Genomic DNA, 18,361 nt, shown 5'->3' on the forward strand with positions numbered 1-18,361 from the left:
GTGAGAAGGGTGTCAGATGAGGTTCAAGCGGTTCGGTGCGTCGTTGCTGGTCACCGGGTTGGCCCTGCTGGGCACCGCGTCCCCGGCGCTGGCCCACTCGGAGCTGAAGAGCAGTGACCCGGCGAGGGGTGCTTCGCTGGCGACGCCTCCGACGCAGGTCAAGCTGACCTTCTCGGGCCCGGTCACGCTCGCCGACGACAACCCGATCCAGATCACCGGCCCGGAGAACGCGTCGTGGACGGTCGGCCGCGCGGAGGTCGCCGGAGCGGTCGTCACGGCGCCGGTCCAGGCCGTCGGCCCTGCGGGTGAGTACACGCTCCGCTACAAGGTCACCTTCGAGGACACGCACGCCGCGAGCGGCTCGGTGAAGTTCAACCTCAGCGCGCCGGCACCGAGCCCGACGAGCCAGGCCCCGACGAGCAGCCCGGCCTCGGCCAGTAGCGCGGCCCCGGCACCACAGGCCGGCGAGACGACTCCCGAGGCTTTGGTGCCCGCCTGGGTGTGGATCGTCCTGGCGGTGGCCGTGGTCGTGGCGGGAATCGTCGTCGCGCTCCGGTTCACTCGCCGGAAGGACTAAGCAACCTTTCCGGTGGTCAACCGTCGAACGGAGATGAGGACCAGGGTGGCTCGCGGCGATGACGAGTTCGTCGAGTTCGTGCGGAACTCGGCGACGCGTCTTCAGCATGCCGCCTACCTGCTCACCAGCGACCGTCACCAGGCCGAGGACGCCACCCAGACGGCGCTCGCCAAGACGTACGCGGCCTGGTCGCGGGTACGCCGCAAGGATGCCTACGCGTACGCGCGGCAGGTCCTCGTCAACCACGTCATCGACGGCTGGCGCCGCCCGATCCGCGAGAACGCCACGGAGGACATCCCCGAGCAGCCGAGCGGCCTGGACCTCGCCGGTGCCGTCGTCCAGCGGAAATGGCTGCTTGACGCGTTGCGTACGCTCACAGACCGGGAGAGGGCCGTCGTGGTGCTCAGGCACTTCTTCGACTTGAAGGAATCCGATGTGGCCGGCGAACTCGGTGTCTCGGTCGGCACCGTGAAGAGCACCAATTCCCGCGCCCTGACCAAGCTGCGGATCACCGCGGAGGACGGAACGGAACTGATCGGGGGGCTGGGACGATGACCGACCTCGAGATGCTGCGTTCGGCTTTGCGGGAGCCGCCCGCCGAAGGGTTCGCCGAGCCCGACCTCGGCGCGATCATGACCAAGGGCAGGCGTATCCGCCGTCGTCGCCGCCTCGCGACCGGTGCGGGCGGGGTCGCCGCCGCCGTGGTGACGGTGCTGGTCATCGTCGGTGCGGTGGCCTTGAGGGAACCCGCTCAGCAGCCGCTCCCGCCCGCCGCGAGCGCGCCGGTCGCCCCCGTCCCGACGATCCCGGCACCGGTGAGCCCGTCGATCACGGCGGCCCCGTCGGCCGCCCCGCTCGGTGAGGTGATCCCGCTCGGGTACAAGGGTGAAGGCGGCCGCGAGCTGGTGATCTACGCGTCCGAGATCGACGAGCCGTCGATGCCGGAGGTCCGGTTCGGTCTTCAGGTCGCGTACCGGGACGGCGCGGGCGAGTACGAGGCGCTGCTGAGCGCCAACGAATTCAAGGGAGCCGACCGGTCGTTCGGCTTCCACGCCGTGGACGGCGGCGACGTGGTCCAGGGCACGTTCGTGCCGGTGTTCGGCTACTTCTCCGGTCCGGCGGTGCGGGTCACCAGCACCGTCCGCGGGAAACCGGTCGAGGCCACGGTGATCCCCTGGAGTGAGGACCCGTCGGTCGTCATCTTCTGGTTCAACCCCGACCAGGTGGAGTCGCCGTACGTGCTGACCCCCCTCGTCGCGTACGACGCGAAGGGCCAGCGGCTCACCAAGTGATCAGGCCGCGGCCTGCGTCAGCACCTGGTCGACGACGGCGTGCGAAGGCAGGATCAGGTCCCGCTCGGTGTCGGCGTCGATCTTGCCTTCGAGCAGGTCGACGAACCGGTCCAGCTGCGTCGCGAGCGGCTCGCGCGCGGTGACCAGCTCCGGGATCTCGATGACGGTCTGCTGGCGGTAGCCGAGGCCGTCCTCGGTGACCGAGTCGTGCGAGACGTGCCGGTAGATGGTGACGTCGCGGCGGAGCAGGTCGATCTCGATCATGCGGTCCAGTTCGGACACCCACAGCGAACGGACCTTGCGCTGGCCGAGGCGGGACGCCGAAACCGTGGCGAGTCCGGACTCGAACGACAGCACCGTCTCGATGGTGTCCTCGGCGCCCTCGACCGAGCTCGGGTGGAAGTAGCCGGCGCCGGAGGCGACCCGCTGCGGGGTCGCGCCACCGAAGAACTGGATCGCCAGGTCGACGTCGTGCACCAGGAGGTCCCACGCGACACCGGTCTTGATCCGCGGCGCGTACGGGCCGTGGCGGCGGGCCATCAGGTGGATCGGCTCGTTGACCAGCGCCCGCGCGGTCATCACGGCCGGGTTGTAGCGCTCCAGGAGCCCGCACATCAGCGGGACGTCCTTCTTCGCCGAGAGCCCGACGATCTCCTGCGAGAACTCGAGGCTGTTGCACACCGGCTTCTCGACCAGCATCGGCTTGCCCTGGCCCAGGATCTCCTGCGCCAGCTCGTAATGCGCCTCGGTGGCCGAAGCGAGCACGACGGCGTCCACATCGGACAACGAGCCGATTTCGGGCGTCCACTGGGTTTCGTAGCGTTCGGCGACCTTGCGGCCCGCCTCTTCGCGCGGGTCGATCACGCGGACGAGGTCCACGCGCTCGTTCGCGGCGAGCACACGGGCGTGCAGCGAGCCCATGTTCCCGGTGCCGATGAGGGCGATCTTGTGGGTGCTCATGCGCCGAGTACCTCGCGAACCGTTTCGATGATGGTGTCCAGGTCGGACTCGGAAAGGTGCGGGTGCACCGGCAGGGAAAGCGCCTGCGCGGCGACGGAAGCGGCCACCGGGAAGTCCTCGACCTTGGCGTCGGGGATCAGCGGGTGGTTCCGGTAGCAGTCGTAGTCGAAGACGATCTTCGGGTAGTAGATCCCGTTGCCGATACCCCGCTCGGTCAGCGCGGCGGCGAACTCGTCACGCGAGAGCATCGCGTGCGGGCCGACCAGCACGGTGTACTGGTGCCACACGTGCTCACGGCCCGGCAGGACCTGCGGGACGTCGAGGCCCGGGGTGCCGGCGAGGCCTTCGGAAAGGCGCTTCGCGTTGGCCTGGCGGGCGGCGGTGAGCTGGTCCAGCTTCTCCAGCTGCGGGATGCCGACGGCGGCGTGCAGGTCGGTCATCCGGTAGTTGTGCCCGGCGACCTCGTACTGGTACCGGGCGCGCATGCCCTGGTTGCGCAGCACACGCAGGCTGTCGGCCAGCTCGTCGTCGTCCGTGGTGATCACGCCGCCCTCGGCGGTGGTCACGTTCTTGGTGGCGTACAAGGAGAAGCAGCCGATCCCGAAGGAACCCGACGGCTTGCCCTGGAACGACGCGCCGACGGCCTGCGCCGAGTCCTCGATGATCTTGAGACCGTGCTCGGCGGCCAGCGGCGCGAGCTTGCCCATGTCCGCGGTCTGCCCGTAGAGGTGCACGGGCATGAGGACCTTGGTGCGGTCGGTGATCGCGGCGGCGACGGCGTCCGGGTCGATCGCGAAGTCGTCGCGCCGGATGTCGGCGAAGCGGACGGTCGCGCCGGCTTCCAGGATCGCGTTCAGCGTCGCCACGAAGGTGAACGGCGAGGTGACGACCTCGTCGCCCGGCTTGAGGTCGAGCGCCTGGATGGCGGCGACCAGCGCGGTGGTGCCGTTGTTGACGGCGATCGCGTGCTTCGTGCCGGAAACGCTCGCGAACGCGTCCTCGAAGCGCTTGACCATCGGTCCCTGTGCGATGGCGCCGGATCGCAGCACCTCGACGACGAGGTCCTCCGCGTCACGGACGTCGACCACGGTAATGGGGATCATCTGCAAGTCTCTCTCGACTGGGCGTTCTGGTGCGTCCGGTACAGTGAGCCGCCGGTTCTGCGCCCGGCCGCCCCCTCTGGCGCGGGCCACACGTTACCGGGACCGTCGAAGCGCCCATTACCCCAGGCTGCCTCCAGCCACAACGAACGGATCTTCACGTGGTGAACCGCATCCACCCGACAGCAGTCATCGGCGAGGGTGTCGAGCTCGGGGAAGACAACGTCATCGGACCGTTCACGGTCATCGTGGGCCCCACCCGGATCGGGGACGGCAACTGGATCGGCCCGCACGTGACCATCGGGACCCCGGGCGAGGACCGGGGCCGCGAGCATCCCGCCGCCTGGGAGGCCGCGCCGAACGGTGATCCCGATCACGACGGCCACGGCGTCGTCATCGGCAGCCGGAACCGCATCCGCGAGTACGTCAGCGTCCACCAGGGCACCTGGCGCACGACCACCATCGGCGACGGCGGCTACTTCCTCCGCGGCTCGCATATCGCCCACGACTGCCTGGTCGAGGACGCCGTCACGGTCGCCTCGAACGTCATCACCGGCGGCCACTGCCACATCTGGTCCGGGGCGAACCTGGGCATGGGCGCGATCCTGCACCAGCGGGTCGTGGTCGGCCCCGGCGCGATGGTCGGGATGAGCTCCGCGGTCCGCAAGGAGGTGGGCGCGTTCACCATCGCCGTCGGCAACCCCGCCCGGGTGACCGGCGTCAATACGGTGGGACTGTCCCGCCGAGGCCTGGACGAGGCCGCCATCGAGGCGCTGGGACCGTGGCTGAAGGGTAAGGCCGGTCTCCCTGAGGACGGGCTGGCCGACCGGCTGCCCGGCGACCTCTCTACCTTGGTGAAGGCGTGGGACGCCCGTCCGCGCGAGTGAGTACTAGGAGTCGAACGATGGCGGATGTCGCCGGCAAGCTGCGTGAGGTCTTCGTCGAGGCGCTGGACCTCGATGGCGAGGTCGACGTCGAAAACCTGAAGTACCGCGACATCGAGGCGTGGGACTCGGTCGGTCACATGGCGCTGGTCGCGGCCATCGAGGACGAGTTCGATGTGGAGTTCGACACCGACCAGGTGATCGACATGTCCAGCTTCAAGGTCGCCGTCGACATGGTGACCGACCTCCAGTCCAAGTGATGCTGGACGGCAAGATCGCCCTGGTCACCGGGGGCACCCGGGGCATCGGCCTGGCCACCGCGCGGGCGCTCGCCGAGGCGGGCGCCACCGTGGTGCTGACCGGCCGCGACGAGGCGAAGGCCAAGGAAGCGGCGGCCGCGGCGGGGGCCGCGAGCGGGCTCGCCCTGGACGTCACCGACGCCAAGGCCGTGTCGACGCTGGTCCGCGGGGTGGCCAAGGAGCACGGCAAGCTCGACATCGTGGTCGCCAACGCCGGGATCATGGAGGACGCGCTCCTCGGCATGATCCGCGAGGAACTGGTCGACACCACGCTGAGCACGAACGTCGCCGGCACGCTGCACACCGTCCAGGCCGCGGCCAGGGCGATGATGCGCAAGAAGACCGGTGCCATCGTGGTGCTGGCTTCGATCGTCGGCGAGCACGGAAGCGCCGGTCAGACGGTGTACGCGGCCTCGAAGGCGGCGGTGGCGAACATCGCGCGTTCGGCCGCGAAGGAACTCGGCCGCTCCGGGATCCGGGTCAACGCGGTGGCGCCCGGCGTCATCGACACCGACCTGACCTCCGGCCTGACCGAGGACGCCAAGGCCGAGAACATCGGCAAGACCCCGCTGGGGCGCCTCGGGACGCCCGAGGACGTGGCGAACGCGATCCGGTTCCTCGTCAGTGATGACGCTTCGTTCATCACCGGGCAGGTGCTGGGCATCGACGGAGGCTTGGTTCTGTAATGACCCTTCTGGGTGTGGGTGCGCGACTGATCGATGTCACGAGCGGCAGGACGCTCGAAGGCGAGGAACTCGACACCGAGGTCACCCGCGTGGGTGCCGCGTTGTCGCTGCTGCCGCCGGGCGCGCTGTTCGCGCGGATGTCGGTGGACCTCTCCAGCGTCCTGAACTACCTCGGCGCGTTCGAGGCGGGCCGCGCGATCGCGCTGATCGACCCGGCGCTGGACGCCGACGTCCTGGCGGGGCTCATCGAGCGTTTCCGCCCGGCCGCCGTGCTGTCCGCGCCGGACGCGCCCGCACCCGAGGGGTACGGCGTCTCCGACGGCCACTGGGTCCGGGAGTCCGCCGAAGGTGTCGAGCCGCATCCGCAGCTCGCGGTCCTCTTGCCGACCAGCGGTTCCACCGGGAACCCGAAGCTGGTCCGGCTGTCCCGCGGCGCGATGTACGCCAACGCCGATGCGATCGCCGAGGTGCTCGACATCGACCGCCACGAGATCGCGCCGACCAGCCTCCCGCTGCACTACAGCTACGGCCTGTCCGTGCTGAACTCGCATCTCGTCCGCGGCGCGACCGTGGTCATCGAGCCCTCCGGCGTGCTGGGGCGAGGCTTCTGGGACGCGGTCAACGAGCACAAGGTCACCTCGCTCGCCGGGGTTCCGTACCACTACGAGATGTTGCGGCGCCTCAAGTTCGACCCGGCGAAGTACCCGACGCTGCGCACGCTCACCCAGGCGGGCGGCAAACTGCGCGACGATCTGGTCGCCCAGTTCAACGACAAGATCCGCGAGGTCGGCGGGCGGATGTTCGTCATGTACGGGCAGACCGAGGCCGCCCCGCGGATGACCACCGTCCCGGCGGAACGGCTCGCGGAGAAGCTCGGTTCGGCCGGGCCCGCGCTGCCCGGCGGTTCGTTCGTCATCCGGCGCGAGGACGGTTCCGAGACCACGCATCCGAAGATCGTCGGCGAGGTCGTCTACCGCGGGCCCAACGTGATGATGGGCTACGCCGAGGACGAGGCAGGGCTGGCCGCGGGCGACGAATACGGCGGCGTGCTGGCCACCGGCGACCTCGGCTACCTCGACGAGGACGGGTTCCTCTACATCACCGGACGTCTCAAGCGGATCGGCAAGGTCTTCGGCAACCGCGTCAGCCTGGATGATCTCGAGCACGCCGTGCGTTCGGCATCGGTGGGGATCGACGTCGTGGCCGCCGTCCCGGCCGGGGACAAAGTCGTCCTGTTCGCGGAAGGGGCTGACAAAGAAATGTGCAAGGACGCCGCCAAGGCGCTGTCCGAGCGGCTGCATCTGCACACCAGCGGGTTCGACGTCCGCGCATGCGACACCGTGCCGCTGCTCGCCAGCGGCAAGATCGACTACCGGTCGCTGGAGGCCCAGGTATGAGTGTGTTCACGCTTTCGCAGGCGGAGCGCGAGAAGTCGTTGCTTCCGCAGCTCGCCGAACTGACCGCGCACCACCGCGAGAACTCCGAGGGCTACGAGCGCATCCTGTCGTCGCTCGGCATCGCGCGGGACGCGGAGTTCGCGTCCATCGCGGATCTGCCGTGGCTGCCGGTGCGGATGTTCAAGACGCACGACCTGCGCAGCATCCCCGAGTCCGAGATCTTCAAGACGCTGACCTCCTCGGGCACCACCGGCGCGGGCGCGTCCCGGATCTACCTGGACAAGGACGCCGCCGGCGCGCAGACCAAGCAGCTCGGCGCCACGCTGCAGGAGGTCCTCGGTGGCGAGCGCCTGCCGATGCTGATGGTCGACACGATCGGCATCATCAAGAACCGCCGCTCGTTCTCCGCACGCGGCGCGGGCGTGCTGGGCATGGCGAACTTCGGCCGCAAGCACACCTACGTGCTCGACGAGAACGACCAGCCGGACGTCGAGGCGGTCAAGACGTTCCTGGCGACGTACGGCGACAAGCCGTTCCTGATCTTCGGCTTCACCTTCATGGTGTGGCAGTACCTCTACGAGGTCGCCCGCGAGCACAAGCTCGATCTCTCCAACGGGATCCTGATCCACTCCGGCGGCTGGAAGAAGCTGATCGACCGCGCGGTGGACAACACCGAGTTCCGCCGTCGCTTCAAAGAGGACACCGGACTCACCCGGATCCACAACTACTACGGGATGATCGAGCAGATCGGCACCGTGTTCCTCGAAGGACCGTCCGGGAACTCGTTGTACTGCCCCGATTTCGCCGACGTGGTGATCCGGAACCCGGAGACCTGGGAAGAGCAGCCGGTCGGCGAGCCCGGGGTGATCGAGGTCGTCAGCACGCTGCCGCGTTCGTACCCCGGCCACGTCCTGCTCACCGAGGACCTCGGTGTCTACAACGGGATCGACGACGGCGACTGGCCGGGTAAGCACTTCTCGGTCATGGGCAGGCTGCCCAAGGCCGAAGCCCGCGGTTGCTCGGACACCTTCCAGGGAGCGGCGGCATGAGTCTCAACCAGCGTTTTCCGCTCGGCGACGCGATCGAGGTCTCCTCGCTGGTCGACGAGCTGCGGGCCGAGCCCGTCGGCGGACGGCTTCGCGTCGGCGACCCACGAGTCGTCGAGTTCCTGACGAAGTTCGCGCGCAAGCTGCTCGCCCCCGCGACGGCCCGTCGGTTCCCGGAGCTTGCGTCCCTTGGTTTCTTCCTGCGCAAGGGAGAGATCGCCAAGGCACTGTCCACTTTGGAGACTTCTGGCGACGCGCTGCGCTTCCCGCGCGGGCTGGTCTTCCACGTGCCGCCCGCCAACGTCGACACGATCTTCGTGTACTCGTGGGCGCTTTCGGCGCTGGCGGGCAACCACAACGTCGTCCGCGTCTCCTCGCGTTCGGCCGGTGCCGCCGAAACGGTGCTGGAGGCACTGAACGCCGCACTGTCCGAAGTGGACGCCGACACCGCCGCCGCGATCACCGCGACGCAGCGCATGGTCACCTACGACCGCAGCGACGAGATCAGCGGTGCGCTGTCGGTCGCCGCGGATCTGCGGGTGATCTGGGGCGGCGACGCCTCGGTCGCCGCGCTGCGCAAGTACCCGCTCGCGCCGCACGCCCGCGACCTGACCTTCCCGGACCGGTCGTCGTTCGCGGTCGCGTCGGTACGCGGCTGGCAGAACGCCTCCGAGGCCGAGCGCCGCGGTGCCGCCGAGGGCTTCTACAACGACTCGTACTGGTTCGACCAGGCCGCGTGCTCGTCGCCGCGCGCGGTGTTCTGGGTCGGCGAGGAAGAGGGCGCTCGCGAAGCCGGGCAGGAGTTCCGGAAGCTGCTCGCCGAGGTGCTGGCGACGAAACAGCACGTCACCGAGCCGGCCATGGCCGTGCAGAAGCGGGTCTCCGCGTACGGTGCGGCCGTCGACGGGCTCGTCAACGGCATCGAGTTCCAGGGCAACGGCATCGCGACCCTGGAGCTCGCCGACCCCGCGGTCCTGCCGCGCGAATGGCTCGGCGCGGGCACTTTCGCCAACGCACGCGTCGGCACGCTTTCCGACCTCGTCCCGATCGTGCTCCGCAAAGATCAAACCGTCGGTCAATTCGGCTTCACCAAAGAAGAATTGACGGAATTCGTGACGGAATTGGCCGGCCGCGGTGTCGACCGGGTCGTTCCCTTCGGCTCGGCCCTGACGTTCTCCGCGATTTGGGACGGCTACGATCTGCTGACCGAGTTCAGCCGCTTGGTGACCGTACAGGCCTGACCTGCGGTGACGGGGTAGCAGCAGAGGAGGTTCAGTGACGACGGTCGAAACGCCCGAAGAGGACACTTCGGTTGCGGTAAAACAACCGAAATCCACGAAGGCGAAGATCCTCGACGTCGTCCGCTGGATCGCCATCCTGCTGGTCGTCGGTTTCGCGGCGAAGACGTTGGTCACCAATTGGGGTGAATTCTGGCGGACCTTGTCCGAGGTCGCGTGGGAATCCTCCACGTTGAGCCTGCTCGCGCTCATCGCCGCGATCATGGTGTCGACCTACGGCTGGCAGGTCATGGTCGACGACCTCGGCAAGCCGATCGGCTACGCCCGCGGCGCGCAGATCTGTCTCGTCGGCTCGCTCGGCAAGTACGTGCCGGGTTCGGTCTGGGCGTATCTGCTGCAGATGGAACTGGGCCGCAAGGCCGGGCTCGCCAGGGCCCGGATCTTCACCGGCTCGCTGATCCAGCTCGGCGTCGGCGTGGTGTCCGCGCTGGTCATCTCGCTGCTCGCGGCCCCCGCGGTGTTCAGCAACAGCCCGCGGGCGCTGTGGCTGTTCGTGCTCATCCCCGTCGGGCTGGCGATGCTGCACCCGCGCGTGCTCACCTGGGGTACGTCGCTGGTGCTGCGGATCCTGCGCCGCCCGCCGCTGGACCACCGGCTGAGCTGGTCGGTCGTCGGGAAGGTCTTCGGCTCGTCGACGGCCGCCTGGGCGCTGCAGGGCGTGCACCTGTGGCTGCTGGCGAACTCCGTCGGCACGCCGGGATTCAGCGGCTTCGTGCTGTGCGTCGGCGCGATGGCGGTGGCGATGACCGTCGGGACGTTCGCGTTCATCCTGCCCAGCGGGGTCGGCGTGCGCGAGGTCGCGCAGGTCGCCGTGCTCACCGCGTCGGGTCTCACCGTCGTCCAGGCGACGGCCTTCGCCATCGCCTCGCGGGTGATGTTCACCGTCGCCGACCTGATCACCGCCGGCGGCGCCGCCCTGTCGGCCCGCCTCGTCACCTCCCGCGTTTAGTCCTCTAAATGCGGTTCACCCGGTAGATCACCGCGTCCGCGTTCCGGTACACCTCGGTCACGAAGTTCAGACCGTCCAGATCGCGGAGGCCCGCCTGACGCGGGGCGCCGGTCGGGTAGCCGTACTGCCCGAGGATCACCCACCGCACGTTCAGCCGCGCCACCGCGTCCCGAACCTGGGCATTCGACGGGTACTCCCGGAAGTGCCACTCCAGCAGCCGCGCGTCCGACGGCGAAAGCGTCTCGTCGAAATGCCCGGAAGTCGTGCGGACGCCGGACAGCGCGTAGGTCCACACCGTCCCGTCCAGTCGATCGTTCAGCGCGCGCTCGCCCGGTTTCACGAACTCGGCGAGCTTCTCCATCGCGACGACCTCGTCCGGGCTCACCGGCAGTTTGTGCGGGTCGATGCCGGGGGTGTTCGCGTAGCCGGGCGCGACCTTCTCCGCGTTGGACGGCGCGTAGAAACCGTTGCTGAGGAAGGCGAACGCGCCGAACACCACCACCGCGACGGCGAACGCGGGCACCTTCCGGTGCGCGACGACGTTGTCCCGCAGCCATGCCTGCGTCTCGGCGAGGCCGTGCGCCGCGATGATCGACAGCGGGATCGCCGCCATCGACATGAACCGGTACGGGTCGTTCCACCACGGCCGGGACAGCGCCAGCACGATCGGCTGCTCGGACGACGTCACCGCGATGTAGGCGAGCCCGGTGATCAGCGCCGTGACGCCGATCCAGCGCAGCGCGCCCGCGCGCGAGAAGAAGATGAACCCCAGCAACAACGCCACTGAAAGCCAGATCTGTGGATACGGCTCGTGGTGCTGGAAGCCGAGCAGCGCGCCGAGCGCCGTCGTCGCCCGCCATTCGACCGGCCAGCTGCGGTAGGGCACCTCGCCGCTCGCGAGCCCGATCGCGCCGAACAGTTGCAGCCACGCCACGAGGATCGCGACGACACCGACGATCGCCAGCGCACGCAGGTCCCGCCCGATCCGCCGCCACCGTTCCCCGGGCGCGAGCCACCGCTGCAGCAGGAGCGGGCCGGCGAACAGGATCGCACCGAACAACGCCGACGAGTGCACGCACAGCAGCCCGACGGCGCCCGCCAGCAGTACGAACCCGGTGTCGGGCGCGGGCCGGTCGAGGTAGCGCTTCACCGCGACGGCGGCCAGCGGCGTCAACGCGAGACCCAGCAGGAACGGGAGCAAAGGTCCCCTGCTCATCGATTCGTACAGGCCCATCACCGGCGCGATCGAGACGAGGGCGACGGCGCCCGCGAACACCGCGCGCCCACGGAACACGCGCACCATCGTGACCAGCGACAACGCCAGCAGGACGGGCAGCAGCGCGGTGTTCACGTCCAGGGCCAGCGGGATGGTCGCCGGGCTCAGCAGGTACACCACGGACGCGAGCAGGTGGTACGCGTTGGGATAGAACACCGGTGCCGCGTCGCCGTACCAGTTCACCTCGCCGGTGCCGAACAGGCTGCCGTCCCCGGTTTCGGCGATCTGCCGGACGCCGTTCGCGTGATACACCGCGTCGAACCCCTGCGGGATGGCGTCCAGCCTGCCCATCCCGCGTACCACCGCGTACATCCCGACGGCGGCCGCGAGCAGGAGGCACGCCCCGACGGCGAGGTGCCCGGAGCGTCCCCACAGCGGTTCCTCCGGGGCGGGCGGCCACCGGCGCAGCGTGAGCCGCCGCAGGCCGAACGCGACTCCGGCGAACACCACCGTCGCGACCGCGTACGTCACGGGATTGAACGGGAGCCCGAGCGCGGCCGCCCACGGGCCCGCGAGACCGCCGATGGCGTAGCTCAGCAAGGGCGTCATCCCCGCGAGCACCCAGCCGCGCAGGCCGGCGGCGAGACCGGTGAGCAGACCGGGAAGGCCGATGACGAGCAGCGCGACGACCACCGTGAGGACGTCGGCGGACAGAGAGGTGTGGGTGGGCACGGGCTACCTCGGATGGGGAATCCGCACGGAACCCCCGAGGTGCGGAACGGAATGGGAAGCCAGATTAACCGCCGGGCACCGTTACCCGAAGGAGTCACATCCTGCCGGGCAAACCGGCGGAACTTTGCCTACTTTGCGCACACTTGCTGGCCCATTCGTGTCAATTGACTGCGCCGAAAGAAACACCTTGCCGCGGTGATCGATACTTGACCGTAGCCTTTTGGTCAGGGGAGTGGCTCGGCCCGGGAGGGTGGGGATCAGGTGGTGGTCGCGCTTGTCGTCGCCTGGTCCGCGGTCGCGATCTTCGTGCTGGTGGCCTGGCCCAAGATCGGCGTCGACAAGGGCTGGCGCGCCGCCGCGCTGCTGCTGACCCTCGGTTTTTCGCTGGTGCACCAGCTGGTGTTTTCGACCATCGCGGAAGACGCGTACATCACCTTCCGATACGCCCAGAACATCGCCGACGGCAATGGGCCGGTGTTCAACACCGGCGAGCGGATCGAGGGTTACACGAATTTCCTCTGGATGATCGTGATCGCGTTGCCGAAGGCCGCTTTCGGGGCTGATATCGAGGCCTCCGCGGTCGCGCTCGGCGTTCTCGCCACGCTCGGCGCCGTCCTGCTGGCGTACGTGACGGTGAACCGGGTGGTTGCGCGGGCCGCGGGCGAGTCACGGCCCGCCTACGGGGTGGCCGCTGCGGTGCTCGTCGCCGGAGCCGGAGGCCTGGCCGCGTACGGCGGCTCCGGCACCGAGACGCCCTTGTTCGTTCTGCTCGTGTTCGGTGTCTTCGCCGCGCTCGCGGCCCGGCGGCCGGTGGTAGCGGGGGTGCTCGTGGCCTTCGTGATGATGACGCGCCCGGCGGGGATCCTGCTCGCGGTGCTGGTGGGCTGCTGGCTGGTCGTCGCCGCCCTGCGCGGCCGGTACACCTGGTGGTCGCCGGTGGGCTGGCTGCTCGGCGGGCTCGTCTTCGCCGTGCCCTGGACGGCCTGGCGGGTGACCTACTACGACCACGTCCTGCCGACCTCGGTCGTCATCCCCTTCGACCTCGACGTCCAGTCGCGGATCGACCGCGGTTGGCAGTATCTGTCGGGTTTCTCGGTGGCCCACCAAGGATTCCTGCTGCTCGGCCTGATCTCGGTGGTGGCGTTGTCACTGCGCCGCACCGGCCGGACCCCGCACGAGGCCGAGGCCAGGTCCCTGACCTGGCTGATGCTCGGCACCGCCGTGGGGCTCACCGGTTTCGTGGTCTTCTTCGGCGGCGACGCCGGGCCGGCCTGGCGTTTGCTGGCGCCGATCCCGCCGCTGCTGTCGGTGGCGGCGGTCTCGGTCTACGGCGTGCTCGTCGCGACCGCGAAGCCGAGCCCAAGGCCCCGGCCGCCGATCCAACGGCTGATGCCCGCCGCGGCGGTGACGTTGTCCGGGCTCGCGGTGCTGGTGTCGGTGTTCAGTCCGGAGATGCTGGGCCGGGTGCGTGCCTGGCACGACCACGGCGCGCAGATGGAGGAGATCGGCCGCTGGCTCGACGCCTACCTGCCGCCCGGTTCGGTCGTGAGCACGTCGGCGCCCGGCGTGCTGTCGTACCACGCCGGGACGCAGCTGCAGATCGTCGGCGTCCGCGGCCAGACGGAGGAAGCAGGGGAGGCCGTCGTCTCCCGGCGCCATCCCACGATCGCCGTCATCACCGACAGCGGTTATTCGACGAAGCAATCCTGCGTGATCGACCCGGCGTACGCGGCGAGGTACCGCGTCGCGACTTTCGCGCGTGAAGGCAGCTCGTCGTGGATCGCCGTGTTCCTGCGGGCGGACGTCGAGCGGGCGGTCAGGTCGGCCCTCGACCGCTCGCCCGATTTCCGCCACGTACCGTGCCCTGCGTGAGTGTCGTTTCCCCCAGCAGACCGGCAGCGCTCGAAGCATCCTCGCGCCTGTTCGGCGTCGGCGTGTTCGCCGCCGCGCTCACCGTGCTGCTGGTGCGTTTCCTCGTGCCGAGGCCGGTCGCGATGGCCGACAACGGTGACGGGTTCCGCGTGCTGTGCGGCGCGGGCATCCCGTGGAAGGGAAAGCCGGAGGGTTTCGTCCACCTCGCTTACACCGCCCCGGCAGGCGAATGCGACGCCACCTATCTCCTGACCCAGAGCTGGTTCGCGCGGATCGCGCGGTCGATCGGCGGGCTGCTCGGCCTCGAATCGACGCTCAGCCTGGTGGTGCTCGGCGTGCTCACCAGTGTGCTCGCCGCCGCCGCGGTCGCGCTGATCGTCGTCGGGCTGCCGTATTCGCGCCGCGTCCGCGGCTTCGCGGCCGTGGGACTGCTGCTCGTCGTCGCGGACTCCGCGTTCTTCGGCTACTTCGCATCCGTGCTCGGCGAAGGCGCCGCGTTCCTCGGTCTCCTGCTCGCCGTCGGCGGCCTCCTCGTGTCCGCGAGGCCCGGCTGGTGGCGCTACGCGGGCTTGGCCGTGCTGCTCTTCGGCGGCGTGATCGCGGTCAACGCCAAGGTCCAGACGCTGATGATCCTGCCGTTGCTCGCGCTCGCCGCGCTGCTCGTCCGCCCGGCGGGCGTCCACGGCCTGAAGCGCTGGCTTCCCGCGGTGTTCGTCGTCGGCGCGCTCGCCGGTGGAACGGCCTACGCGCAGCAGACCGTCGAGCCCGCGAAGCTGCCCGACGGCTCCCTCGCCGCGCGTCCGGGCGACGACTCGCGCGAGATCAACATGTTCAACACGATCTTCCTGACCATTGTGGACGGTCGGCACGACACCGGGGCCGACCTCGAAGCCCTGGGGCTGCCCGCCTCGTTCGGCCAGTACGCGGGCAACGGCTGGTGGCATCCGAAGCCCGCGACGCTGGATCCCGACTACCCGAAGTACCGCGAGCAGATCAGCAGGCGCAACGTCATCGAGTACTTCGCGACGCACCCCTTCCGCACCGTCGAGATCCTGGACCGCGCGGCGGGCGATCTGCTCACCGCGCGGCCGCCCTACCTCGGCAGCTTCGACCAGTCGGCCGGCTTCGCCCCGGAAGCGCAGGAATACCGCGTTCCGATCGTCTCGACCGTGACGAAACTGCTGGCCCCGCTGGGTTTCTTCGCGCTGCTGCCGATATGGGCTTTGGTCGCCTGGCGTGGCTGGAAGACCCGGCGCACCGCGCTCGGTGTCGTGCTGGGTTTCCTGCTCGCCGTCGCCGCCGGGCAGTTCGTGCTGGCCGCGCTGGGCGACGGGCTGGAGAACGTCAAACACCAGGTGATCGCGCTGTACTGCACGCTGCTCGGCGTCGTCCTGGCGGTGGTGTCCTTCGCGCGCCCGGAGCGCTCGGAGTGATGTGACCTACGCGACCGTAGGTTGGTTACCCTACGGTAGCGTAACCTGAACGAATGGCTGAGCTCGTTTACCCGCCCGTCATCATGGCGGCGAAGTTGATGTTCCGGGTGCTGGACAACCGCATCCGGGTGGAGGGGACCGAGCACATCCCGTCGTCGGGCGGGGCGGTCATCGCCTGCAACCACGTGAGCTATCTCGACTTCATCTTCTGCGGCCTCGGCGCGCAGCCGGCGAAACGCCTGGTCAGGTTCATGGCGAAGAAGGAGATCTTCAGCAACCGCATCGCCGGACCGCTCATGCGCGGCATGCACCACATCTCCGTCGATCGCGGCGCGGGTCTCGCCTCGTACCGGGAAGCCGTCGAGCGCCTTAAGGCCGGCGAGGTCGTCGGGGTGTTCCCCGAAGCGACGATCAGCCGGTCGTTCACCGTGAAGGACATCAAGTCCGGAGCCGTCCGGATGGCCGCCGAGGCGGGTGTCCCGGTCGTGCCGATGGCGCTGTGGGGCACGCAGCGGCTGTGGACCAAGGGGCGCCCGAAGGACCTCACCAAACGCCACGTCCCGATCTCGATCCTCGTCGGCGAGCCCATGCACCCGAAGGCCGACGATGACGCCGAAGTGCTTTCGAAGGACCTTCGCGTGCGGATGTCGGCGCTCGTGGACCGCGTCCAGGCCGACTATCCGGAGAATCCGGCCTCCGAGGACGAGCGCTGGTGGCTGCCCGCCCACCTCGGCGGCACCGCGCCGACGCCGGAAGAGGCCGCGAAGCTCGACCGCGAAGGCCGCTAGAACCAGCGCTCCAGCACCTGCGCGACGCCGTCCTCGGAGTTCGGCCCCGTCACCTCGTCGGCGGCGTCGAGGGCGTAGCGGTGCCCGTTGGCCATCGCGACGCCGTGCCCGGCCCAGCCGAGCATCTCGACGTCGTTCGGCATGTCCCCGAACGCGATCACCCGCTCGGCCGGGACGTCCAGCCGCGCGGCGACCTCGGCCAGCCCGGTCGCCTTCGTGATGCCGTGCGCGGCGACCTCGATCAGGCCGGTGTTGGTCGAGTAGGTGATGTCCACCGAGCCGTCGAGCACCTCGCGCGCCGCCCGCGCCATCTCGTCGGAGTTCATCCCGCGCCTGCTGATCAGCAGTTTGATCGCCGGATGCCCGAGCACCTCGGCCCGCGGTGCCTCCGTGCCCTCGTGGTTGCCCCACGGGTTGTGATAGTCCGGCTCGATCACGAAATTGCGCATCTCCGGATCGAGCGCGGACTCGCCGACCCGTTCCGCGGCGAACCGGCAGCCGGGCAGAGCGTGATCAAGAGCACTCACCGTGTCGTGCAGCAGCTGGGGTTCCAACAGGCCGTGGACCGCCACGATCCGGTCCGTCCCGATCTCGTACAGCACCGCGCCGTTGGCGCAGACCGCGTACCCGGTCAGGCCCAGCGGGTTCGCGATCGGGGCGATCCAGCGCGGCGGACGGCCGCTGGCCAGCACGAACGGGACTCCGTCCTCGGTGACGCGCCGGACGACGTCGATCGTGCGTTCGGACAGGACCTCCAGCGGGCCGAGCAGGGTGCCGTCGACGTCGGAGGCGATCAAGAGGGGCTTATCCACCGGCACATTGTCCCCGAAGATCCGCCCATCGGGCGAAGTGTCGGTCTGGACCAGTACCTTCCCGGGTGTGCGCGTAGGCATCGTGATCCTTCCGGAAGATCGTTGGTGGGCGGCCGAGCCGAAATGGCGGGCCGCCGAGGAATACGGCTTCGACCACGCTTGGACGTACGACCACCTCGGCTGGCGGACTCTCGTCGACGGCCCCTGGTTCAGTGCGATGCCAACGTTGACGGCGGCCGCGATGGTGACGTCGCGGATCAGACTGGGCACCTTCGTGGCTTCGCCGGTCGCCCGGCATCCCGTGCCGTTCACCCGCGAGCTGACCACCCTCGACGACATCTCCGACGGCCGCTTCATCCTGGGCGTGGGCGCGGGCGTCCCGGACACCCACTACGACGCCGCCGTGCTCGACGGCCCCGAACTGTCGGTCAAGCAGCGCACGGACCGCTTCACGGAGTTCGTCGAATCGCTCGACGGGCTCTTGATGACCGACGGCTTCGACTTCGACGGCGAGTACTACCGGGCCAAGGGCGCACGCAACCTGCCGGGCTGCGTGCAGCGGCCGCGGCTGCCGTTCCTGGTGGCCGCGAACGGCCCCCGCACGATGACGCTCGCCGCGCGGTTCGGCGCGGGCTGGGCCACCACCGGCGTCAAGGCGGACACCCAGGACGAGTGGTGGAAGGGCGTCGCGGAGCTCGTGAAGACCTTCGACGAGCGGCTCGACGCCGTGGGCCGGGACAAGGCGAGCGTGCAGCGGTTCCTGAGCCTCGACGCTGCGCCGGTCTTCTCGCTCGACAGCGTGGGCGCCTTCACCGACGCTGCCGGACGGGCCGGTGAACTCGGGTTCACCGACATCGTCACGCATTGGCCGCGGTCCGGCGACTACTACGTCGGCCGCGAGTCGACGCTCGAAGCGGTCGTCAGCGACGTACTCCCGGTACTCCAGGGAAGAAGCGCTTAGGCCGATCGGGTGACGTTGGCGAGCCGGGTAAACCGGTTCCGCCCAGTAGTCGTCTGAAG

The 18,361-nt window shown here is 69.3% G+C and carries 18 protein-coding genes; 14 read left to right on the plus strand and 4 right to left on the minus strand.

The features are described from left to right. Positions 1-16: 16 nt before the first annotated feature. From DMC61_RS03125 to DMC61_RS03135, 3 genes are read left to right on the plus strand one after another with little or no spacing between them, the layout of a single operon-like run. Positions 17-577 carry a copper resistance CopC family protein gene (locus DMC61_RS03125; RefSeq protein ID WP_125686628.1) on the plus strand — a complete coding sequence of 187 codons (561 nt, stop codon included), beginning with the start codon at positions 17-19 and terminating at the stop codon, positions 575-577. Positions 578-622: 45 nt separating this feature from the next. Beyond that, positions 623-1,132, plus strand: coding sequence for a SigE family RNA polymerase sigma factor (locus DMC61_RS03130; RefSeq protein WP_125686630.1), 510 nt, complete (start codon positions 623-625; stop codon positions 1,130-1,132). After that, entirely contained in the window at positions 1,129-1,869 is a 741-nt protein-coding gene (locus DMC61_RS03135; protein WP_125686632.1) for a hypothetical protein, read from the plus strand. Before DMC61_RS03130 ends, DMC61_RS03135 begins: the two co-directional genes overlap by 4 nt. Here the strand turns inward: DMC61_RS03135 and DMC61_RS03140 are convergent, their stop codons facing one another. Next, on the minus strand, positions 1,870-2,829 hold the full coding sequence (locus DMC61_RS03140; RefSeq protein ID WP_125686634.1) for a Gfo/Idh/MocA family protein: 960 nt from the start codon (positions 2,827-2,829) through the stop codon (positions 1,870-1,872). Next, the gene (locus tag DMC61_RS03145; protein ID WP_043847842.1) at positions 2,826-3,932 is read right to left on the minus strand and encodes a DegT/DnrJ/EryC1/StrS aminotransferase family protein; all 1,107 of its coding nucleotides are present in this window, start codon (positions 3,930-3,932) and stop codon (positions 2,826-2,828) included. The genes DMC61_RS03140 and DMC61_RS03145 overlap by 4 nt, the downstream gene beginning before the upstream one ends. 158 nt (positions 3,933-4,090) lie before the next feature. Here DMC61_RS03145 and DMC61_RS03150 point away from each other — a divergent pair, with 158 nt between their 5' ends. The 7 genes from DMC61_RS03150 to DMC61_RS03180 are packed head-to-tail and all read left to right on the plus strand — an operon-like array spanning position 4,091 to position 10,488. Next, the gene (locus tag DMC61_RS03150; protein WP_125686636.1) at positions 4,091-4,816 is read left to right on the plus strand and encodes a UDP-N-acetylglucosamine acyltransferase; all 726 of its coding nucleotides are present in this window, start codon (positions 4,091-4,093) and stop codon (positions 4,814-4,816) included. A 17-nt stretch (positions 4,817-4,833) separates the two neighbouring features. Then, positions 4,834-5,073: an acyl carrier protein gene (locus tag DMC61_RS03155; RefSeq protein ID WP_063275939.1), complete on the plus strand. Its 240-nt coding sequence runs from the start codon at positions 4,834-4,836 to the stop codon at positions 5,071-5,073. Then, the gene (locus DMC61_RS03160) at positions 5,073-5,798 is read left to right on the plus strand and encodes an SDR family NAD(P)-dependent oxidoreductase (RefSeq protein ID WP_199749874.1); all 726 of its coding nucleotides are present in this window, start codon (positions 5,073-5,075) and stop codon (positions 5,796-5,798) included. Before DMC61_RS03155 ends, DMC61_RS03160 begins: the two co-directional genes overlap by 1 nt. Beyond that, a complete protein-coding gene (locus tag DMC61_RS03165; protein ID WP_125686640.1) occupies positions 5,798-7,195 on the plus strand; it encodes an AMP-binding protein in 1,398 nt (465 codons plus the stop codon). The genes DMC61_RS03160 and DMC61_RS03165 overlap by 1 nt, the downstream gene beginning before the upstream one ends. Next, positions 7,192-8,244, plus strand: coding sequence for an acyl-protein synthetase (locus tag DMC61_RS03170; protein WP_016330668.1), 1,053 nt, complete (start codon positions 7,192-7,194; stop codon positions 8,242-8,244). The genes DMC61_RS03165 and DMC61_RS03170 overlap by 4 nt, the downstream gene beginning before the upstream one ends. After that, on the plus strand, positions 8,241-9,482 hold the full coding sequence (locus DMC61_RS03175) for an acyl-CoA reductase (RefSeq protein WP_125686642.1): 1,242 nt from the start codon (positions 8,241-8,243) through the stop codon (positions 9,480-9,482). The genes DMC61_RS03170 and DMC61_RS03175 overlap by 4 nt, the downstream gene beginning before the upstream one ends. A gap of 34 nt (positions 9,483-9,516) precedes the next feature. Continuing rightward, entirely contained in the window at positions 9,517-10,488 is a 972-nt protein-coding gene (locus tag DMC61_RS03180) for a lysylphosphatidylglycerol synthase transmembrane domain-containing protein (protein WP_125686644.1), read from the plus strand. A 4-nt stretch (positions 10,489-10,492) separates the two neighbouring features. On the opposite strand, the gene DMC61_RS03185 is transcribed toward DMC61_RS03180, so the two are convergent. Next, entirely contained in the window at positions 10,493-12,436 is a 1,944-nt protein-coding gene (locus DMC61_RS03185) for a DUF6541 family protein (protein WP_125686646.1), read from the minus strand. Between the two features lie 261 nt (positions 12,437-12,697). On the opposite strand from DMC61_RS03185, the gene DMC61_RS03190 reads away from it, so the two are divergent. Genes DMC61_RS03190 through DMC61_RS03200 form a run of 3 tightly spaced genes read left to right on the plus strand, consistent with a single transcriptional unit; the run spans position 12,698 to position 16,529 of the window. Then, positions 12,698-14,308 (plus strand): hypothetical protein, encoded by a 1,611-nt coding sequence (locus DMC61_RS03190; protein ID WP_125686648.1) that lies wholly within the window; start codon positions 12,698-12,700, stop codon positions 14,306-14,308. Then, a complete protein-coding gene (locus tag DMC61_RS03195) occupies positions 14,305-15,741 on the plus strand; it encodes a hypothetical protein (protein WP_125686651.1) in 1,437 nt (478 codons plus the stop codon). The genes DMC61_RS03190 and DMC61_RS03195 overlap by 4 nt, the downstream gene beginning before the upstream one ends. 53 nt (positions 15,742-15,794) lie before the next feature. Next, positions 15,795-16,529 carry a 1-acyl-sn-glycerol-3-phosphate acyltransferase gene (locus tag DMC61_RS03200; RefSeq protein WP_125686653.1) on the plus strand — a complete coding sequence of 245 codons (735 nt, stop codon included), beginning with the start codon at positions 15,795-15,797 and terminating at the stop codon, positions 16,527-16,529. On the opposite strand, the gene DMC61_RS03205 is transcribed toward DMC61_RS03200, so the two are convergent. Next, positions 16,526-17,326, minus strand: coding sequence for an HAD family hydrolase (locus tag DMC61_RS03205; protein WP_016330675.1), 801 nt, complete (start codon positions 17,324-17,326; stop codon positions 16,526-16,528). The genes DMC61_RS03200 and DMC61_RS03205 overlap by 4 nt on opposite strands. Positions 17,327-17,408: 82 nt before the next feature. Here DMC61_RS03205 and DMC61_RS03210 point away from each other — a divergent pair, with 82 nt between their 5' ends. Beyond that, positions 17,409-18,302 carry an LLM class flavin-dependent oxidoreductase gene (locus DMC61_RS03210; RefSeq protein ID WP_125686654.1) on the plus strand — a complete coding sequence of 298 codons (894 nt, stop codon included), beginning with the start codon at positions 17,409-17,411 and terminating at the stop codon, positions 18,300-18,302. The last annotated feature ends 59 nt before the right edge of the window (positions 18,303-18,361 follow it).

It is taken from the genome of Amycolatopsis sp. WAC 04169 (assembly GCF_003947535.1).
Taxonomy (GTDB): domain Bacteria; phylum Actinomycetota; class Actinomycetes; order Mycobacteriales; family Pseudonocardiaceae; genus Amycolatopsis; species Amycolatopsis keratiniphila.